Origin of the sequence: Aminithiophilus ramosus, from assembly GCF_018069705.1 — a bacterium.
Lineage (GTDB): Bacteria > Synergistota > Synergistia > Synergistales > Aminithiophilaceae > Aminithiophilus > Aminithiophilus ramosus.
This window is the reverse complement of sequence record NZ_CP072943.1, coordinates 2,666,354-2,683,556: the sequence shown is the minus strand read 5'-3', so window position 1 is coordinate 2,683,556 and position 17,203 is coordinate 2,666,354. Positions and strand designations below refer to the sequence as shown.

The 17,203-nt window shown below is 67.0% G+C and carries 12 protein-coding genes and 1 pseudogene; 3 read left to right on the top strand and 10 right to left on the bottom strand.

Going from position 1 to position 17,203, the window contains the following annotated elements:
• Positions 1–89: 89 nt before the first annotated feature.
• From KAR29_RS12225 to KAR29_RS12215, 3 genes are all read left to right on the top strand, one after another.
• Positions 90–1,829, top strand: a complete 1,740-nt coding sequence (locus tag KAR29_RS12225; protein ID WP_274373266.1) for an HD domain-containing phosphohydrolase — start codon at positions 90–92, stop codon at positions 1,827–1,829.
• Positions 1,830–2,194: 365 nt separating this feature from the next.
• Positions 2,195–3,328 (top strand): AAA family ATPase, encoded by a 1,134-nt coding sequence (locus KAR29_RS12220; protein WP_274373265.1) that lies wholly within the window; start codon positions 2,195–2,197, stop codon positions 3,326–3,328.
• On the top strand, positions 3,321–4,004 hold the full coding sequence (locus KAR29_RS12215; protein WP_274373264.1) for a DUF4276 family protein: 684 nt from the start codon (positions 3,321–3,323) through the stop codon (positions 4,002–4,004). Before KAR29_RS12220 ends, KAR29_RS12215 begins: the two co-directional genes overlap by 8 nt.
• 126 nt (positions 4,005–4,130) lie before the next feature.
• On the opposite strand, the gene KAR29_RS12210 is transcribed toward KAR29_RS12215, so the two are convergent.
• The 10 genes and pseudogenes from KAR29_RS12210 to KAR29_RS12165 all read right to left on the bottom strand — a co-directional run bounded on the left by KAR29_RS12210 (position 4,131) and on the right by KAR29_RS12165 (position 16,897).
• On the bottom strand, positions 4,131–4,898 hold the full coding sequence (locus KAR29_RS12210) for a fumarylacetoacetate hydrolase family protein (RefSeq protein ID WP_274373263.1): 768 nt from the start codon (positions 4,896–4,898) through the stop codon (positions 4,131–4,133).
• Between the two features lie 116 nt (positions 4,899–5,014).
• On the bottom strand, positions 5,015–6,586 hold the full coding sequence (gene citF / locus KAR29_RS12205) for a citrate lyase subunit alpha (RefSeq protein ID WP_274373262.1): 1,572 nt from the start codon (positions 6,584–6,586) through the stop codon (positions 5,015–5,017).
• The gene (locus tag KAR29_RS12200) at positions 6,587–7,459 is read right to left on the bottom strand and encodes an HpcH/HpaI aldolase/citrate lyase family protein (RefSeq protein ID WP_274373261.1); all 873 of its coding nucleotides are present in this window, start codon (positions 7,457–7,459) and stop codon (positions 6,587–6,589) included.
• Positions 7,456–7,722 carry a citrate lyase acyl carrier protein gene (gene citD / locus KAR29_RS12195; protein ID WP_274373260.1) on the bottom strand — a complete coding sequence of 89 codons (267 nt, stop codon included), beginning with the start codon at positions 7,720–7,722 and terminating at the stop codon, positions 7,456–7,458. The genes KAR29_RS12200 and citD overlap by 4 nt, the downstream gene beginning before the upstream one ends.
• 193 nt (positions 7,723–7,915) lie before the next feature.
• On the bottom strand, positions 7,916–9,178 hold the full coding sequence (gene icd / locus KAR29_RS12190; protein ID WP_274373259.1) for an isocitrate dehydrogenase (NADP(+)): 1,263 nt from the start codon (positions 9,176–9,178) through the stop codon (positions 7,916–7,918).
• 66 nt (positions 9,179–9,244) lie between these two features.
• The gene (locus KAR29_RS12185) at positions 9,245–11,191 is read right to left on the bottom strand and encodes an aconitate hydratase (RefSeq protein ID WP_274373258.1); all 1,947 of its coding nucleotides are present in this window, start codon (positions 11,189–11,191) and stop codon (positions 9,245–9,247) included.
• A gap of 345 nt (positions 11,192–11,536) precedes the next feature.
• Positions 11,537–13,177, bottom strand: coding sequence for an HD domain-containing phosphohydrolase (locus KAR29_RS12180; RefSeq protein WP_274373257.1), 1,641 nt, complete (start codon positions 13,175–13,177; stop codon positions 11,537–11,539).
• A gap of 140 nt (positions 13,178–13,317) precedes the next feature.
• A pseudogene (locus tag KAR29_RS14130) lies at positions 13,318–14,007 on the bottom strand (PAS domain-containing protein); the annotation flags it as partial.
• A gap of 8 nt (positions 14,008–14,015) precedes the next feature.
• A complete protein-coding gene (locus KAR29_RS12170; protein WP_274373255.1) occupies positions 14,016–15,518 on the bottom strand; it encodes a DUF342 domain-containing protein in 1,503 nt (500 codons plus the stop codon).
• Positions 15,515–16,897: a PAS domain-containing protein gene (locus tag KAR29_RS12165; protein ID WP_274373254.1), complete on the bottom strand. Its 1,383-nt coding sequence runs from the start codon at positions 16,895–16,897 to the stop codon at positions 15,515–15,517. The genes KAR29_RS12170 and KAR29_RS12165 overlap by 4 nt, the downstream gene beginning before the upstream one ends.
• Positions 16,898–17,203 lie beyond the last annotated feature (306 nt).

Here is a 17,203-nt window from a genome sequence, read left to right as displayed (position 1 = left end):
GATACATTATGGACTCCTTTTCGTGAGGGCAAGAGAAGATGGAAAGCTTTATACTTTGAAAAAGGTACAGTCCCGTCTGGAGGGATATGATGAGGCGCCTTGTCCTCCTGCTCTTCGCCGCCGTTATCCTCCTTCCGCCGCCCCTCAGAGGGGAGGCGGCCCCCGGAACGGTGCTCGTCGTCCACTCCTACGGACGGGACCTGAGTTGGACGGAGGAGCTTCACCAGGGCATCGTCGAAGCCTTTCGGCAGTCGGGCGAGAGGCCCGACCTGCGCGTCGAGTATCTCGACATGAAGCACCGCCTGGCGCCGGACTACCTCGACCGCCTCGGCGCCCTTCTGCGCTACAAGTTCCGCGGCGTCGCCATCGACGGCGTCATCCTCTCCGACAACGGGGCCTTCGATTTCTATCGGCGCCACCTGTCTTCTCTCTTCTCCGACGTGCCCGTCGTGGCCGTCGGCTACAACGGCTCCATCCCCCCCCTTCCGCCCAACGTCCACGTCATTCCCGAGGAGCTTCACCTGGAGAGGACCCTCGATCTGGCCCTGAGGCAGAACCCCGGGGCCAGGCGGATCCGCGCCTTTCACGACGGCACCGAGACGGGGCGTGCCGTGGAGGAGGAGATCCGACCCCTTCTCGTCGCCCGCGAGGGGCGAGGGATCTCCTGGGAGATCCGCGGCTGCGCCTCCCTGGCCGAGGCGGAATCGGCCCTGGGAGAGACGACGGAAGAGGACATCCTCCTGCTTCTGGCCTTCTCCCGCGACGAGCGCGACAACCGGGGCGTGACGCCCCGCGAGGTCGTCGGGACCCTCTCCCTCGTCGCCCCCGCTCCCCTCTACTCTCCATGGACGCACTTCCTGGGTTTCGGGACGCTGGGAGGCTACATGCTCTCGCCCCGTAACGTCGGTTATACGGGAGCCCGCTACCTCGAGGGGCTCTGGCGGGGGCAGGCTCCCGCCGTCCTCTCCCGTGCCGTCGACCTCCAGGCCGGCTACTTCGCCGACTACGCCGTCATGAGGCGTTTCGGCCTCGACGAAGGAGACTTCCCTCCGGGAACGGTCATCGTCGGCCGTCCTCCCTCCCTCTACGAGCGCCATCGCGAGATTCTTCTCGTCGCGGCGGTCGTCATCGCCCTTCTGCTCGTCGTCATCGCCCTCCTTATGGGGGCCCTGAGCCGCAAGAACCGCCTCCTGCGCCACAGGGCCGAGCTCCAGTCCCTCCAGAAGGAGCTTCTCGATGCCCAGGAGGAGACGATCGACCTCATCGGAGACGCCATCGAAGGGCGGTCCCACGAGACGGCCAATCACGTCCGACGCGTCGCCGAAGTGGCGGCCCTCCTGGGCGAGAAGAGGGGACTCGACGCCTCGGACGTGGAGTTGCTGCGCCGGGCGGCTCCCCTTCACGACCTGGGCAAGATCGCCGTTCCCGATGCCGTCCTCTCCAAGCCGGGCAGGCTCAGCGACGAGGAGTTCGAGGAGGCGAAAAAACACGCCGCCATCGGCGCCGCCCTCCTGGGGCGGTCGCGGAGGAGAGCCCTTCAGGTGGCGGCCCTCATCGCCGGCCAGCACCACGAGCGCTGGGACGGATCGGGCTACCCCCGGAGACTGGCCGGAGAGGGGATCCACATCATGGGGCGCCTCGTGGCCGTGGCCGATGTCTTCGACGCCCTCCTGAGCCGCCGCTGCTACAAGGAGCCCTGGACGGCCGAGGCCGTGGCCGACTACTTCCGGACCCAGAGGGGGCGCCAGTTCGATCCCGACCTGGTGGACCTCGTCCTGAACGACATGGAGGCCTTCCTGGCCGTCAGGGAGCGCTTCCCCGACCCGTGACGCCACCGTCGATACTCCTTTCACCGGGGGCCCGCCTTTGCGGCGACGGAACCCGAAGGCCCGCGTTGCCCCGATCGATTGCCGCGAGGGAAACCGAAAGAGGGCCTTGGGCGCAGAGGCGCCGTCGGTTATCATGGAGTCGCGAAAGGCGGATGCCCGTCGCCGAAGGATTTCTTATCGGTTCTTTCTCGGAAGATGTCTTTCGAAAAGGACTTTGACGAGGAGATGATCGGGAGAATGACCGGGAACGCTCGTCGCGATCACGGCGCGCAGAAATCGCTTACCGGAGGTGCCGGCCCTCGCGGTCCTGCGCCTCCTGGTCCCTCTGCAAAGAGCGAGACTCATAGGATCGAGGGAGGCTCGCGATGAGAGGGGCCGTCAGCAGAATCAGCGTCGAGGGATTCAAATCCATCAGGGAGCTGAAGGATTTCGATCTCGGAGAGGTGAACGTCATCGTCGGTGCCAATGGCTCGGGCAAAAGCAACTTCATTCAGATCTTTCGCCTGCTTATGGCGATGACGCGAAAAAATCTGCAGAAGTTCGTCCGGGAAAACGGTGGCGCCGATAACTTCCTCCACAACGGGCCCAGACAGACCTCTTCCATCAGGATGGCCTTCGAGTTCGCCTCTCTCAGCGACTCCGCCCAGGGCCCGAATGCCTACCGCCTGGAGCTGGCGCCCACCGTGGACGAGACCTTTCTCGTCAGCGAGGAGCGCAAGTATGTGACGAGCAGCTGGCGCTCCTACGGAGGCCCCTCGTCGGAGAGCCGCCTCTTCGACGAACGGGGCGAAACCTCCCTCAGCGGGAAAAGCCCCGGTGTCGGCCATTACGTCTACGAGGCCATCGCGAGCTGGATGGTCTATCACTTCCACGACACGAGTTCAACGGCCCCCATGCGCCGTTCGGAGATCGTCGAGGACAACAGGATTCTCCGGAGCGACGGCGCCAATATCGCCCCCTTCCTGCTGGGGCTGAAAAACAGCGATGACCACCGCGCCCTCTATCGGGAGATCGTCGAGGCGACCCGTCTGATCCTTCCCTTTTTCGACGACTTCCTTCTCGATGCGGTGACGATGGGCGAGGCCGAAAAGGTGAGGCTGAGCTGGAGCCAGAGGGGCTCCGATTTTCCCATGCAGCCCTACCACTTCTCGGACGGCTCCATCCGTTTCATCTGCCTGGCCACGGCCCTTCTCCAGCCTCGGCCTCCGTCGACGATCGTCATCGACGAGCCCGAGCTGGGGCTCCACCCCGAGGCGATCCGTGTCCTGGGAGAGCTGATCCGGGACGGGGCGGAGCGGACGCAGATCATCGTCGCCACCCAATCGCCTCTGCTCATCGATCAGTTCTCCGTCGAAGAGGTGGTGGTGGTCAACCGGAAAGAGGGCCAATCCCTTTTCGAACGGCTCGATCGCGATGCTTTCAGCCGATGGCTCGAGGAATACTCCCTCGGTGATCTCTGGGTCAGAAATGTGATCCAGGGAGGCTCGAACCATGAGTGAGACGGCGACGGTGGTCGCCCTCGTCGAAGGGGCCACGGAGCGGTACTTTGTACGAGATCTTCTCGCTCCTTACCTGGGAGAGAAGGGGATCTGGCTCGAAGCGGTCATCCTCTCCAAGCCGGGAGCAAAGGGCGGCGACGTCCGGTTCGCAAGGGCCCAAAAGGACATCAGAAACCTTCTCAAGCAGCGGAGCGATACGTGGGTGACCCTCATGATCGATTATTACGGCATCGGGACGGATTGGCCGGGATATGCCGAATCGAAGCGGCAGGCCGATTCCGCCGCAAAGGCGTCGGTCATGAACGGCGCCACGGCCCGAGAGGTCCAAACGCTCTTCGCGGATCGGGACCCGGATCGACGCTTCATCCCTTACGTCTCCATGCATGAGACGGAGGCCCTTTATTTCAGCGATCCCGCCACTCTGGCGGCCGGGCTGGGCGTCGCGCGGAAGGGGATCGACGCCATTCTCGGCGAGTGCCGAGAGCCGGAAGGGATCAACGATCGCCCCGACGGAGCCCCGTCGAAAAGGCTGAAAGCCCTCTCCCCGACGTTCAAGAAAACCGTCACGGGAATCGGGATCGCCAAGGCCGTCGGCATCGACGCGATGCGTCGCGCCTGTCCCCTTTTCGACGCCTGGGTGACGTCGCTGGAAGGCCTGGCCGGAGGGGCACGGTGAGGGAGACTCTCTCCCGGGGCGGTCCGCCTCCGCGACGGCAGGTCCTGTCGAGGGAGCAGGAGGCCATGAATGCAGGAAGGGCCCCCCATCGGGGGCCCTTCCTGCATTCATGGCCGAGGGACGGCGTCAGGCCCTCTCGCCGATGGAAACGGAGAGGGTGCCCACGCCGTCGACGGTGACGTCGACCCTGTCTCCGGGGTGAAGCTCGCCGACGCCGCAGGGCGTTCCGGTGAGGACCACGTCGCCCCGTTCTAGGGTCATGAAAGTCGAGATGTAGCTCAGGACGCGGGCGACGGGGAAGATCATGAGATCCGTCGTCCCGTCCTGGCGCACCTCGCCGTTGACGCGCGTCGTGACGCGGCTTTTCGCCGGGTCCAGTTCGGTCTCGATCCAGGGGCCGAGGGGGCAGAAGAGGTCGGCGCTCTTGGCCCGGGTCCACTGGAGGTCGCTTTTCTGGCGGTCCCTAGCCGTCAGGTCGACGGCGCAGCTGTAGCCGAGGACGTGGCCGAGGGCCTCCTCCTCGGAGACGTCTTTCATCGTCCGGCCGATGACGGCGGCCAGCTCTCCCTCGTAGTGGAAGTTCTCCGTAAAGGCGGGGTAGGGGACGACCGCTCCGGGGTCGGCCAGGGTGTTGGGAAGCTTGAGAAAGAGGCCCGGCTCCGCGGGGAGGTTCTGGTCGTCGTTGCCCAGCTCGCGGATGTGGTCCAGGTAGTTCCGGCCGACGCAGACGATCTTGGGCGTTTCGGCCGGGGCGAGGAGGCGCACCGAGTCGAGGGGAAAGGAGATGGACGTCCCGTCGCCGCCGGGACCGTCGGTGACGACGACCGATTCGCCGTCGATGAGGCCCCAGAGGGGGGCCTGGCTGCCTGAGGGGAGAAAACGGATGAGTTTCATCGGGAACACCTCCGGGAAGGGTTAGGGTGACGGCACCGGCTCGGGCCGACAAAACAGGGCGGAATCGTCGAAGAGGAACGGGCTTCGTCGGGCGGGGCCCGCCTCGGAGGCCCGGCCTACTTGACCTGGAAGACGCTGTCGATGAGGGTGCCGTCGCGGTACTCGACGACGGCGACGACGCGGTCCGAATCGGGCTCGTTCGGGCGGGGGACTCCCGTGAGAGCCTCGACCTCCCTCTTGAGGTCGGCGATCTCCTTCAGGGGCAGCCGGGCGGAGCGGGCCGCCTCGATGAGATCGCTCCTCCGGGGGTTGATGCAGAGGCCCCGCTCGGTGACGATGGCGTCGACGGTCTCGCCGGGCGTGACGACGGTCTGGACCCGGTCGAGGATGGAGGGGACGCCGCCGCGGAAGGAGGGGACGACGACGACGGCCAGCTTGGCCCCGGCCGCCGTGTCGCAGTGGCCCCCCGAGGCGCCGCGGAGGACGCCGTCGTGTCCCGTCATGACGTTGACGTTGAAGGCCACGTCCACCTCCAGGGCCGCCAGGACGACGACGTCCAGGTTGTGGACGACGCAGCCCCGGTTGAGGGGGTTGGCGTACCAGGACTGGTCGATCTCGATGTGGTTGCCGTTGCGCACCAGCGAGTCACGGACGGCGGCGTCGAAGCTCTGGACGTCGTAGAGGGCCTCGAAGAGTCCCTCCTCGAGCATCCGGACCATGTAGCCCGTGATCCCGCCGCAGCCCCAGCTCCCTTTGATTCCCTTCTCCTTCATGTGGTCCCGGACGAAGGCCGCCACGGCCAGGCTGGCTCCTCCGGCGCCGACCTGGAAGGAGACGCCCGGGGCGAGCAGCCCCGAGGCGGCGATGAGGCGGTAGGCGTCGCGGGCGATCTTGAGGTCCACGGGACTCCGCGTGATCCGCGCCGCCCCGGTGGCGATCTTCGAGGCGTCTCCCAGGCTCTCGACGACGACGACCTGGTCGACGAGGTACTGGGGGATGGAGATGCGGTTCAGCGGCTGGGGGACGAGGTGGTCCGTGACGGCCACGACGTGGCGGGCGTGGCGGGCGTCGATCTGGGCGTAGCCCAGGGAGCCGCACCCCGAGGGGCCCAGGGCCCCCGTCAGGTTCCCCTGGGGATCGCAGGCCGGGGCGGCCAGGAAGGCCACGTCGATGGAGATGGAGCCCTCCTCGATGGCCCGCGCCCTCCCCCCGTGGCTGCGGATGACGACGGGAAAGGGGACCTCCCCCTTCGAGATGGCCCTGCCCACGGCGCCGCGGACGCCGGAGGTGTGGATCTGGCTCACGACGCCCCGCCGCACCAGGTCGGCCACCCCGTCGTGGGCGTCGGTCAGGGAGCTGGGGGCGAGGGTGAGGTTTCCGATCCCCATGGCCTCGCATTCGTTCAGGACGGCCATGAGAAGGGCGTCGCCGTTGCGCAGGTGATGGTGGAAGGAGAGGGTCATGCCGCTCTGAAGGCCCGAGGCCTCGATGGCACGGCGGAGGCTTTCGACGACCTTCGTCTTCCGCGGCATCGACCCCCGCAGGGGCGGGACGAGGCGGGGCGCCTCGTAGCCCCGCTCGAGGCGGCTCCAGGGGCCCTCGTAGGGATCGAAGGCGCCGAGCCCTTCGATGAAGGCCGGGACGCGACGTCCCAGCCCGTTGACGACCCGTCCTCTGTCACGTGTCATCTAGAGCACCTCCTCGGCCAGTCGGGCCATCTCGAGGGTGTGAAGGGCCCGCTTCACCACGGGAGCGTCGACCATCCTGCCGTCGACGGAGACGACGCCTCTGCCCTCGGCCTCGGCGGCCTGGGCCGCCTCGACGATGCGTCGGGCCCTGACGATCTCCTTGGCCTCGGGGACGAAGGCCTTGTGGATCCACTCGATCTGGCCGGGATGGATGGCCGCCTTGCCCGAAAAGCCCAGGCCGACGACGGCCTTCGTCTCCTCCAGGAGTCCTTCGTTGTCGTTCACGTCGGTCCAGACCGTGTCGAAGGCGTCGATCCCCGCGGCGCGGGCCGCCAGGGCCACCAGGGTCCGGGCCGTGAAGAGTTCCTTCCCCTCGCGGGTCTTCCTCACCCCCATGTCGGCCGTCAGGTCCTGGCCGCCCAGGGTGAGGGCCGTAACGCGGGGACAGCAGTCGGCGATGGCCTGGGCGTTGGACAGGCCCCGGGCCGTCTCGATCATGGCGTGGAGCTTCACCGTGCCGACGTCGAGGCCCGACTCCCTCTCCAGCTCGGCCATGAGGGCGTCGCAGGCCAGGACGTCCTGAGGCGACGAGCACTTGGGCAGACGGACGGCGGCGGGGCGACAGGGGATCACGGCCCGGAGGTCACCGTCGAAAAAGGGCGTGTCCGATCCGTTGAGGCGGACCGTGACGACGACCGTGCCGAAGTCGAGGCCCTTCAGGAAGGCGCAGACCAGATCGCGGGCGCTGTCCTTCTCCGAGAGGGCCACGGCGTCCTCCAGGTCGAGGAGGATGCTGTCGGCCCCGAAGACGGGAGCCTGCTGGATCATGGCCGGGCTGTTGCCGGGGATGTAGAGCATGGAGCGGAGCCTCATCGCGCGCCTCCCCGGGCCCGGTCCAGGGCCGTGCCGATCCGGGCCCGGAGGGTCAGCTCCAGCGCCCCCTGATCCTGGATCTGCACCTTCGCTCCCGTCAGACCCCGCTCTCGCAGGACCGATTCGACGACGGCGCGGTTACGCTCGGCGAAAAGCCCCGCCGTCGCGCCGCGACACTCCAGCTCCAGCGTCGGCGACGGCGAGACCGTCACGAGACAGTCCGACGACTCCAGCGTTCCCGCCTGGGCGATTGTTTCGATCACGAATATCACGCTCCTTCTGACGATCGGAGGAGATCGTCGATTCATCGCTGTCGATCATAGCGCAAAGGGGCGCTCCCGGCTCCGTCTCTCCGTCACTTCTGCGACTTCGATGCGGAGACCGGCAGGCCCCTTGCTTTCCCTGCGGTCAGGGAGAGAAGAGGGAGAGGAGGGACTTCCTCCTCTCCCCGTCAGACTACATCTTGTCGCAGATGGCCTCGGCGAATCGGGAACAGGAGACCTCCTGGGCCCCCTGACGCTGACGGGCCAGGTCGTAGGTGACGATGCCCTCGCTGATGGCCTTCTCCATGCCGCCGACGATGAGGTCGGCGGCCTCCTGCCAGCCCAGGTGCTCCACCATGAGGACGGCCGAGAGGATGAGAGAGCCCGGGTTGACCTTGTCCTGGCCGGCGTATTTGGGCGCCGTCCCGTGAGTGGCCTCGAAGAAGGCCACCTCGTCGTTCATGTTCGCTCCGGGGGCCAGACCCAGGCCTCCGACGGAGGCGGCCAGGGCGTCGGAGATGTAGTCGCCGTTCAGGTTGGCCGTGGCCAGCACGTCGTACTCGGCGGGGCGGAGGAGGATCTGCTGGAACATGGCGTCGGCGATGCGGTCCTTGACGACGATCTTCCCCTCGGGGCACTTCCCGCCGTAGGTCCCGAAGAGCTCCTCTTCGGTGATGCAGACGGAGCCGAACTCCTCGCGGGCCACTTCGTAGCCCCACTTGCGGAAGGCCCCTTCGGTGAACTTCATGATATTGCCCTTGTGGACGAGCGTCACCGAGGGACGTTTGTGGTCGACGGCGTACTGGATGGCCATGCGGACCAGGCGCTTCGTCCCCGTGATGGAGATGGGCTTGATGCCGATGCCCGAGTCGTCGCGGAACTGCCTGGCCCCCATCTCCTCCTTGATGAAGCGGATCATCTTCTCGCAGGCGGCCGTCCCCTGTTCCCACTCGATGCCGGCGTAGAGGTCCTCCGTGTTTTCGCGGAAGATGACCATGTCCACGTCCTGAGGGCGCTTGAGAGGGGCCGGGACGCCGTCGAACCAGCGCACGGGCCGGACGCAGGCGTAGAGGTCCAGGACCTGGCGGAAGGCGACGTTGAGGCTTCGGAAGCCGCCGCCGACGGGGGTGGTCAGGGGACCCTTGATGCCGATGCGGAAGTACCGGAGGGCGGCGAAGGAGTCGTCGGGGATGGCCGTGTCGTAGAGCCCCATGGCCTTCTCACCGGCGAAGATCTCCCACCAGGCGAGACGGCGTCGGGTGCCGTAGGCCTTCCTGACGGCGCAGTCGACGACGGCCTTCATGGCCGGCGTGATGTCGACGCCGATCCCGTCGCCCTCGACGTAGGGGATGACGGGCTCGTCGGGAACGACGAGGCGCCCCCCCTTCACTTCGATTCTCTCGCCCCGTTCGGGCTCCTTGTAGTTCTTCAGCTCCAGGTCGGCAAAACGGCTCATCTTTTTTCCTCCCTTTCGATCCACTCTCGTTCCCCCCGGGGGGCCCCTCTATGGCAACTCTTGTGGTCAGAGACGTTCGGCTTTTTTCGAACGGACCCAGTTCAGCTTCCCGCCGGCGAGGACGACGGCGAGATCCTCTTCCGAGATCGGCGTCGTGCAGGGAATGTCGCGGCCCGATCGTTCGTTGCGGACCGGGAAGGAGCCTGCCGTCACGACCTCCCGGCGGTTCAGGCTCAGGGCGTCGCCCGCCTCGACGGCGTCATAATCGGAAGGGTCCTGGAAGAGAAGGGGCAGGATGCCGCAGTTGACCAGGTTGGCCAGATGGATGCGGGCGAAGCTCTTGGCCAAAACGGCCCGGACGCCCAGGTAACGCGGCGCCAGGGCGGCATGCTCCCGGCTCGACCCCTGGCCGTAGTTGGCCCCTCCGACGACGAAGCCGCCCCCCTTGGCCAGGGCCCTGTCGTGGAAGGAGGCGTCGACGACCTCGAAGACGTGACGGGCGATGGCGGGGATGTTGGAGCGCAGGGGAAGGATCTTGGCCCCGGCGGGCATGATGTGGTCCGTCGTGATGTCGTCGCCCACCTTGAGGAGGACCTCGCCCCGGACCGTCTCGGCCATGGCCTCGATGGGCGGCAGGGGGGCGATGTTGGGGCCGCGGCGGATCGTGACCGTCTCCGGCTCGTCGGCGGGAGCGACGAAGCGGCTGTCGTCGACGAGGAACGCATCGGGCTGGGCGAAGGAGAAGGGCTCGATTCCCTCTTCCCGGGCCAGATCGCGGGGATCGGTGAGGACGCCCGTGACGGCCGAGGCGGCGGCGACTTCGGGGCTGACGAGGTAGACCTTGCCCGTCTTGTGGCCGCAGCGGCCCAGGAAGTTGCGGTTGATCGTCCGCAGCGAAACGCCCTCCGTGGGAGGGGCGAATCCCATGCCGATGCAGGCGCCGCAGCTCACCTCGAGGAGGCGCACGCCTGAGGCGACGAGCGTCGCGAAGGCTCCCGTCCTGGCGGCCTCGAGGATCACCTGGCGACTCCCCGGAGAGATTCCGGCGTCGACGGTGGGAGCGATCCGCCTGCCCTCGAGGATGTGGGCCACCGACTCGATGTCCCGCAGCGACGAATTGGTGCAGGAGCCGAACATGACCTGATCGACGGGAAGGCCGGCCAGCTCGCGGACCGGGACGACCCGGTCGGGCTGGAAGGGCTGGGCCACCAGGGGCTCCAGCGTCGAAAGGTCGATGTCGATGACCGTGTCGTAGCGGGCGTCGGCGTCGGCGGAAAGTTCCACCCAGGAGGACTCCCGCCCCTGGGAGCGGAGCCAGCGGCGCGTCACCTCGTCGCTGGGGAAGACCGACGACGTGGCGCCCGTCTCGGCGCCCATGTTGGTGATCGTCGCCCGATCGGGGACGGAGAGACCCTCCACGCCGGGACCGCCGTACTCGAGGATGCGTCCCACGCCGCCCTTGACGGTGATGCGGCGGAGCACCTCGAGGATGACGTCCTTGGCCGAGACGAAGGGCTGGAGGGTTCCCACGAGGCGGACGAGGGTGATCCTGGGCATAGGCGTGACGAAGGGTTCGCCAGCCATGGCCAGGGCCACGTCGAGGCCTCCCGCTCCGATGGCGATCATGGTCAGCCCGCCCGCCGTGGGAGTATGGGAGTCGCTGCCGATGAGAGTCTTGCCGGGAACGGCGAAACGCTCCAGGTGGAGCTGGTGGCAGATGCCGTTGCCGGCGGGGGAGAAGAGGATGCCGTACTTGGCGGCCACATCCTGAAGGTAACGGTGATCGTCGGGGTTGCGGTAGTCGCCCTGGATCATGTTGTGATCGACGTAGCTGACGGAAAGCTCCGTCCGGACCCTGTCGACGCCGATGGCCTCGAACTGGAGATAGGCCATCGTCCCCGTGGCGTCCTGGGTCAGGGTCTGATCCATGCGAAGGGCGATAGGTCTGCCCGGCTCCATATCGCCTGAAACGAGGTGACGGCTGAGAATCTTCTCTGCAACGGTCTGTCCCATGCGCAATCCCTCCCCTTGCAATCCGGTCCTGCCATGCCCTCGTCGAGAGTATCTACGATCTTTCTCTGGAGGACGAAAATGTCAGGAGATTACGTTGGGGAAAAGCTTAGAGCGCCGGAGAATCGTCGTCAATAGTACAGATTTCTTAAAAATTGATCGTCAATATGCAGTATGTAGTGACGAAAAGGGCGAATGGGTCTCAGAGGCGGCTAGGAGAGGAATCAGGGGCAAAAAGGGGGGAGGCAAAAAGAAAAAAGGCCTTTCGGGAGAGGCTTTTGACGATTTTTGCGGCGGCACAGTTGTCGTTTGTAGTCTGAAAAAAAGGCTAAACGCAGGTCCTTTCTTTCAGGAAGAGATAAAGGGGTTTTCGCCGTCGAAATCGAAGCCCTTCCGAAAGAGTTCGAAACAGGCCGTGACGACCCTCTCGTCGTAGATCGTCCCCGCGCCCCGGCGGATCTCGTCGAGGGCCGCCTCGAGGCCCGGGGCGGAGCGGTAGGGGCGATGGGCGCTCATGGCCTCGACGACGTCGGCGACGGGCCAGGGAAAGTCGATGTCCCTGAGGATCTCCCATCCCGATTGGGGGTGTTCGCGGACGATGGCGAGCTCCAGGGGAGAGAGACGTCCCGGTTTGTTGAGGATCTCCGAGGGGACGCGGATCTTGCCGACGTCGTGGAGGCGGCCGGCCATGAAGACGGCCTCCTGCGTCTCCGAGGTCAGTCCCATCCGCCGGGCCAGGGCCAGGGCGAGACGGGCGACGCGCTCCTGATGGCCTGCCGTGTAGACGTCACGGCTCTCGACCATCCGGCTCAGGACGGCGATCGTTCCCTCCTGGGCGCGGCGGACCTTGAGGAAGCTCGAGGCCAGCTCCTCCCGGGCCTTCCTCTTCGCCGCGTCGTCGTCGAGAAGGGAGAGGGCGAAGTCCACGTCGTCGGCCACCTCGCGGAAGAGGGTCCTCTCCTCTTCGTCGGGTTCGAAACCCTCGGGGGCGGCGACGGAGAGGAGTCCCCGCAGGGATGGCCTTCCCTCGAGGCGCGCCGCAGAACGCCGCCGTTGGTTCCCTTCGTCCTGTAGGGTGCAGCCCGAGCAGAGGAGCGGGCTGGCGGAGGATCGCCTCGCCGGCGAGACAGCCCCCGACGCAGGGCGGAAGGTGGTTTGCGGTGACGGCGGCCCGGACGGCCTCCTCGTCGTCGAAGGGGCCGGCCGAGTGGAAGGTGTCGATCCGTCCCGCCCCGTCGAAAAGGGCGATCCAGGCCGAGAGGTAGCCTCTCTGATCGACGAAAAGATCGCAGACGCTCTGGAGAAGGCGCTCCCGATCCCGCTCGAAGACGAGGAGACGGTTGATCTCCCTGATGGAGCGAAGGACCTGGCCGAGATGTTCCTTCCTGCGGCGGGTCCGCTCCAGCTCGGTGACGTCGCGAAGGAGGAGGGCGCAGTGGCTCGGCTTCGTCCTGTAGACGACGCCGTCGAAGACTTTTTCGAGGGGGGGATGAAACGGGTGAAACGCCTCGCCTCACCCGTGCGGACGACGTCGCCGCAGACCTCGGCCCAGAAGGGATCGTCATGGGGGAAGAGATCCAGAAGGGGCTTGCCGACGACCTCCCGAGACAGGCCCGTCTCCTTCTCGAAGGCGGGATTGACGTCGAGGAAGCGGAAGTCGACGGTCTTTCCCCCCTCCTCGATGCCTTCGCAGAGGGCGCAGGCGTCGCGCATGCTTTCGAAGAGGAGGCGGTAGTTCGTCTCCGTCTCGCGGCTTTCGGTGACGTCGCGGCAGAGGGCCAGAAGTCCCGTCGATCGAGGTCCCTCGACGACGCGGCAGTCGTAGAGGCGGGGGCCTTTCGGGCCGTCCATCTCCAGCGTCTCCTCGACGAGGGCCTCCCCGCGTCGGCAGAGGGCCTCGTCCAGCCCGGCCTCGCGGAAGGTCCTGCCCTCCAGGGGGGATGGGCGACGGCGAGGCTCTCCTCGGCGCGGGGAGGGGCGAAAAGACATCGGCCCGAGGGGGAGAAGCGGAAGACCAGGTCGGGCAGGCTGTCGACGAGGCTGCCGTAGAGGGCCTGAGCCGCCGTGATCTCGGCCCTCCTCCGGAGGCGTTCGCTCTCGTCGCGGACGACGACGCCCGGGGTCCTTTCCCGGCCGAGGCGCACCGGGGTGGTCTGAACGGTGACGGGGTGGGCCAGGCCCGAGCGGTCGACGAGAAGCGTCTCGGCGGCCTCGCCGGGATGTCCCTCGAGGAGGGGCGAAGGGTTCCCGTCGCCGGAGCGGAAGCGGAGAAGGGACGAGGCCGGCAGTCCCCGGGCCTCGTCGACGGGCCAGCCGGTGAGGGAGGAGGCCGCGGCGTTGAGGTCCGTCACGTTTCCCCTCTCGTCGACGGTGACGACGGCGTCCCCGATGCCCTCCAGCGTCGCCTCGAGACGGGCCTTGGTCTCCTCCAGGGCGTGGCGGGAGCGGACGCTTTCCGAGATGTCCCCGTAGAGGGCCAGAACGCCCACGACGCGTCCGCCGTCGAAGATGGGAACGGACGTCGCCAGGACGTCGACGGCCGTTCCGTCCTTGGCGTGGCGCGTCGCCGGAACCTTGACGGAACGGCCCGAGAGGATCGACTCGGTGTAGGCGACGGCTTCGCCGTAGCCCGGGGTTCCGCCGGCGACGAGGTCATCGAGGAACCGGCCCGCCGCCTCCTCGGCGTAGCCGAAGAGGCGGCAGAAGGCCGGGTTGGCCCGGAGGACGACCTCGTCGCCGTCGCAGATCAGGGCGGCCTGGGAGAGGCTGTCGAAGAGGTTCTCGAGGCAGAGGTCGATCCAGGCGGCGATTTCCTTCATGGTGACCCTCAGGCGTAGGGGCCTCGGACGATGAGCCACGAGTCCCCGTCGAGGGAGAAGCTGACGAAACGCTCCCCTTCGATAAGGGTGAGCTGGCGGTTCTGGATGGAGATCGTCGTTCCGGCGTGGACGACGCGGCGGATGGCGACGACGCCGCCCTGAGCTTCGCGGACGAGGCGGGCCAGGGTGGCTCCCCGTTCGTCGCGGAGGGCGCTGAGATCTTTCTGGAGCAGGCTGAACTGCTGGAGGATGGCCCTGAACTGTTCGAGCTTTTCCGGAGGCAGGACGACGCGGCCCGAGGTGAACCGTTCCTTCAGTTCCTCGATGGTCCGCGAGATGTGCAGAAGCGTCGTCTCTCGGAGGGTGATTTCCCTGTCGAGCTCCTCGATGCGTCGGCGGAGGCGGAAATCTTCGCCGACGGCCAGGCGGGTCTGACTGCTCAGGGGCGATCCGGCGGCTTCGGCTTCGATACGCTTCAGGGCCAGGATGGAGCCGGCCAGGATCCCCTTCCGCCCCTTGACGCGGACCGTATCGCGGCTGAGGACGGTGCCGTGGAGGACGTGGGAGTCGACGAGAACGGAGCCGTCGGCGCGGATGGTGCCGCCCTCGATGAAGCGGACCCTCAACGAGCCTCCGGCCTCGACGAGGGCCTTTCCTCCCACGAGGCCCCCTCGGATGTGGATGTCGCGACCGGCCCTGATGGATGCCCCCTCGACGACGCCCTGGACGTCGATGTCGAAGCCGGCCTGGACGAAAAAGCCCTCCCTGACGCCTCCGGCGATGGAGATGGAGCCCTCGAAACGGATGTTGCCCGTCCGGTAATCGACGTCGCCGTCGACGTCCAGGACGGGGCGGACCGACAGGGTCTTGCCGTCGAGAAGGGGCTGTCCCCAGGTCTCGGAGATGAAGTGGGTGCCGTTCTCGCAGAGAACGCCCGGGCCGGCGTCGAGCGTCACCGGCGTCGGATCGGCGGCGAGGACGGTCTGGCCGAAAATGTCCCGCCCCGCCTCTCCGGGGAGGGAGGGGTGGAGGATGGCCAGAAGCTGGCCCGGCGCCACGGAAAGGATGGGCGATCGCTCCTTGTGGTCGATCCGGTCGAGCGTATCCTCGCTCTTCTCCCCCGTCTTCGTGATCTCCCGTTCGAGAGAGAAGAGGATTTCCAGGCGCCCCTCGACGGGTTCCCTGGGAGGGATGCCCTGAGCCGCGAGAAGGTGCCGGAGCGGCTCTTTCGTGCTCTCGCAGCGTTCGACGGCTTCCGTCAGCTCTCCCTCCAGAAAGGAGTAGACGCCCTCCTTGACGAGGGCCTCCTTGACCGCCAGGGGATCCAGGGGGAGGCCCTCTCCGAAGGAGGGAAAGAGGTCGACGAAGACGCTCATCCGATCTTCCGTGATGTGGAGATGAAAGGTTCCGTCGGCCGACGAGGGCGCATCGGTCGGTCGCCCCGAGGCGGAGAGGCTCTCCACGTCGCGGAGGAGGTTTTCCAGGAGGAGGTTGAAGGGTTCGTCTCTCATCGCCGCCCGCCCTCCTCCTCGATGACAAGAAGGGCGCCCGATGGCCTTCCTGAGACGTCCAGAGGGCGGATCCTGCCGTCGACGCGCCTGCCGACCTCCTCCAGGGGGAGATCGAAGATTTCCTCGCCGAAGAGCCCCGTCCGTTCCTCGAAGGCCTCGTTGACGAAAAAGAGCTTCCCCTCGTCGTCGCCCAGGGCCAGGGGGAGGGGGAGGCTCTGCAGGGTCCTCTCGTAGAGGGTCGCCTTCAGCGTCTGCTTTCGCCAGACCCGGTCGCAGAGAAGGGCCTTGTGGATGAGATCGAGGCCTCGGCGCAGGAAGGTCGTCTCTCCGTCGTCGACGGAGCCGAAGAGAAGGCCGTCGATGTCGTGACGGCCGAAGAGGATTTCCAGCGTCGCCCTCAGGCCCGAGGCGTCGACGGCGAGCCGGAAGGGCGTCGTCGACAGTCCCGCTCCCTCCATCGATTCTTTCGTCCCATCCGGCCAGGAGAGGCGAAGCCCCAGGCCCCCTCCGGGACGGACGGCCTCGGCCAGCTGCCGGAGGCTTTCGTCGAGCCGTCCCTCGATGGGGATCGAGCGGTCGAAGAGGAGGGCGGCGATCCGGGCGAGCGAGCGCTCTCGGAGGGTCTCCCGGGCCAGCTCGTGAAGACGTCGCTCCTGCTCCTCCCGGAGCCTCTTCTCTTCCGTCACGTCCTGAAAGAGGGCGATCATCTCCCCGTCGTCGACGGGATAGAGGTAATACTGACGCCAGGCCAGGAGGGCCTCCCTGCGGTGGACGAGCGTGCAGGGGAAGAGGCATCCCTCCCGGCGGGAACGCTCGAGAAGGAGTCTCAGCTCGCGAAAGTCGAAGGGGCTGAAGTAGGTCTCGAAGGTGGGGTGCGGCTCCGTCAGAGGAGCGTCGAGAGCCTCGGCCGCCCGGTTGCGCCGTTCCAGCCTGTAGGTCCCCTCTTCGGGGACGTAGCGGAAGAGGAGAATGCCGTTGGGCGTGTTGTCGTAGACCCGCTGGAGACGTCTCTCCGCCAGGTGGCGTGTCCATGCCGTCTGCAGCGTCGCACGCAGCCGCTCTTCGTCGACGGGCTTGACGAGAATTCCCCGAGGCTGGACGGAGATCAGCCGTCTCACCGTCTCCTCGTCCCCCCTGGCGGCGAGAAGGACGATCTCGACGGACCGCTTCGCGTCGAAGGACCGGGCCAGGGCGAGGGCGTCGTCGCCCAGGTCGGCGTCGATGAGAGCCATGGCGGGCGATAGGGCGTCGAAGAGCCTCGCGGCCTCCGTGGCGGAGGGGGCTCTCCCCGCCACGGACCAGCCCGCAAGAGGACAGAGAGACTCCAGAGACCGGGCGAGGGCGTCGTCGCCGGTGACGATGATCAGGGGCCGTTTCACGCTCGTTCCTCCTCTCCTGTTTCTGTGCGTTCGCGGAGGCTGCGGAAGTCAGCCCCCCTATCGTCCTTCACGTCGTGCCGGGCTCTGCGGCGACGGCCTGCTCCTGCCGGAGCCTCTCGGCGGACTCGACCGGGGGCTCCTCCAAGGTTTCAAGGGCGAATCCCTCCCGGAAAAGGGAGAGACAGGCCGTGACGACCCTCTCGTCGTAGATCGTCCCCGCGCCCCGGCGGATCTCGTCGAGGGCCGCCTCGATGCCCGGGGCGGGGCGGTAGGGGCGATGGGCGCTCCTGGTCTCCGATGACGTCG

Coding starts and splice junctions, on each gene's coding strand:
- KAR29_RS12225 (WP_274373266.1), top strand. CDS start 90: ATGAGGCGCCTTGTCCTCCTGCTCTTCGCCGCCGTTATCCTCCTTCCG.
- KAR29_RS12220 (WP_274373265.1), top strand. CDS start 2,195: ATGAGAGGGGCCGTCAGCAGAATCAGCGTCGAGGGATTCAAATCCATC.
- KAR29_RS12215 (WP_274373264.1), top strand. CDS start 3,321: ATGAGTGAGACGGCGACGGTGGTCGCCCTCGTCGAAGGGGCCACGGAG.
- KAR29_RS12210 (WP_274373263.1), bottom strand. CDS start 4,898: ATGAAACTCATCCGTTTTCTCCCCTCAGGCAGCCAGGCCCCCCTCTGG.
- citF (WP_274373262.1), bottom strand. CDS start 6,586: ATGACACGTGACAGAGGACGGGTCGTCAACGGGCTGGGACGTCGCGTC.
- KAR29_RS12200 (WP_274373261.1), bottom strand. CDS start 7,459: ATGAGGCTCCGCTCCATGCTCTACATCCCCGGCAACAGCCCGGCCATG.
- icd (WP_274373259.1), bottom strand. CDS start 9,178: ATGAGCCGTTTTGCCGACCTGGAGCTGAAGAACTACAAGGAGCCCGAA.
- KAR29_RS12185 (WP_274373258.1), bottom strand. CDS start 11,191: ATGGGACAGACCGTTGCAGAGAAGATTCTCAGCCGTCACCTCGTTTCA.
- KAR29_RS12180 (WP_274373257.1), bottom strand. CDS start 13,177: ATGTCTTTTCGCCCCTCCCCGCGCCGAGGAGAGCCTCGCCGTCGCCCA.
- KAR29_RS12170 (WP_274373255.1), bottom strand. CDS start 15,518: ATGAGAGACGAACCCTTCAACCTCCTCCTGGAAAACCTCCTCCGCGAC.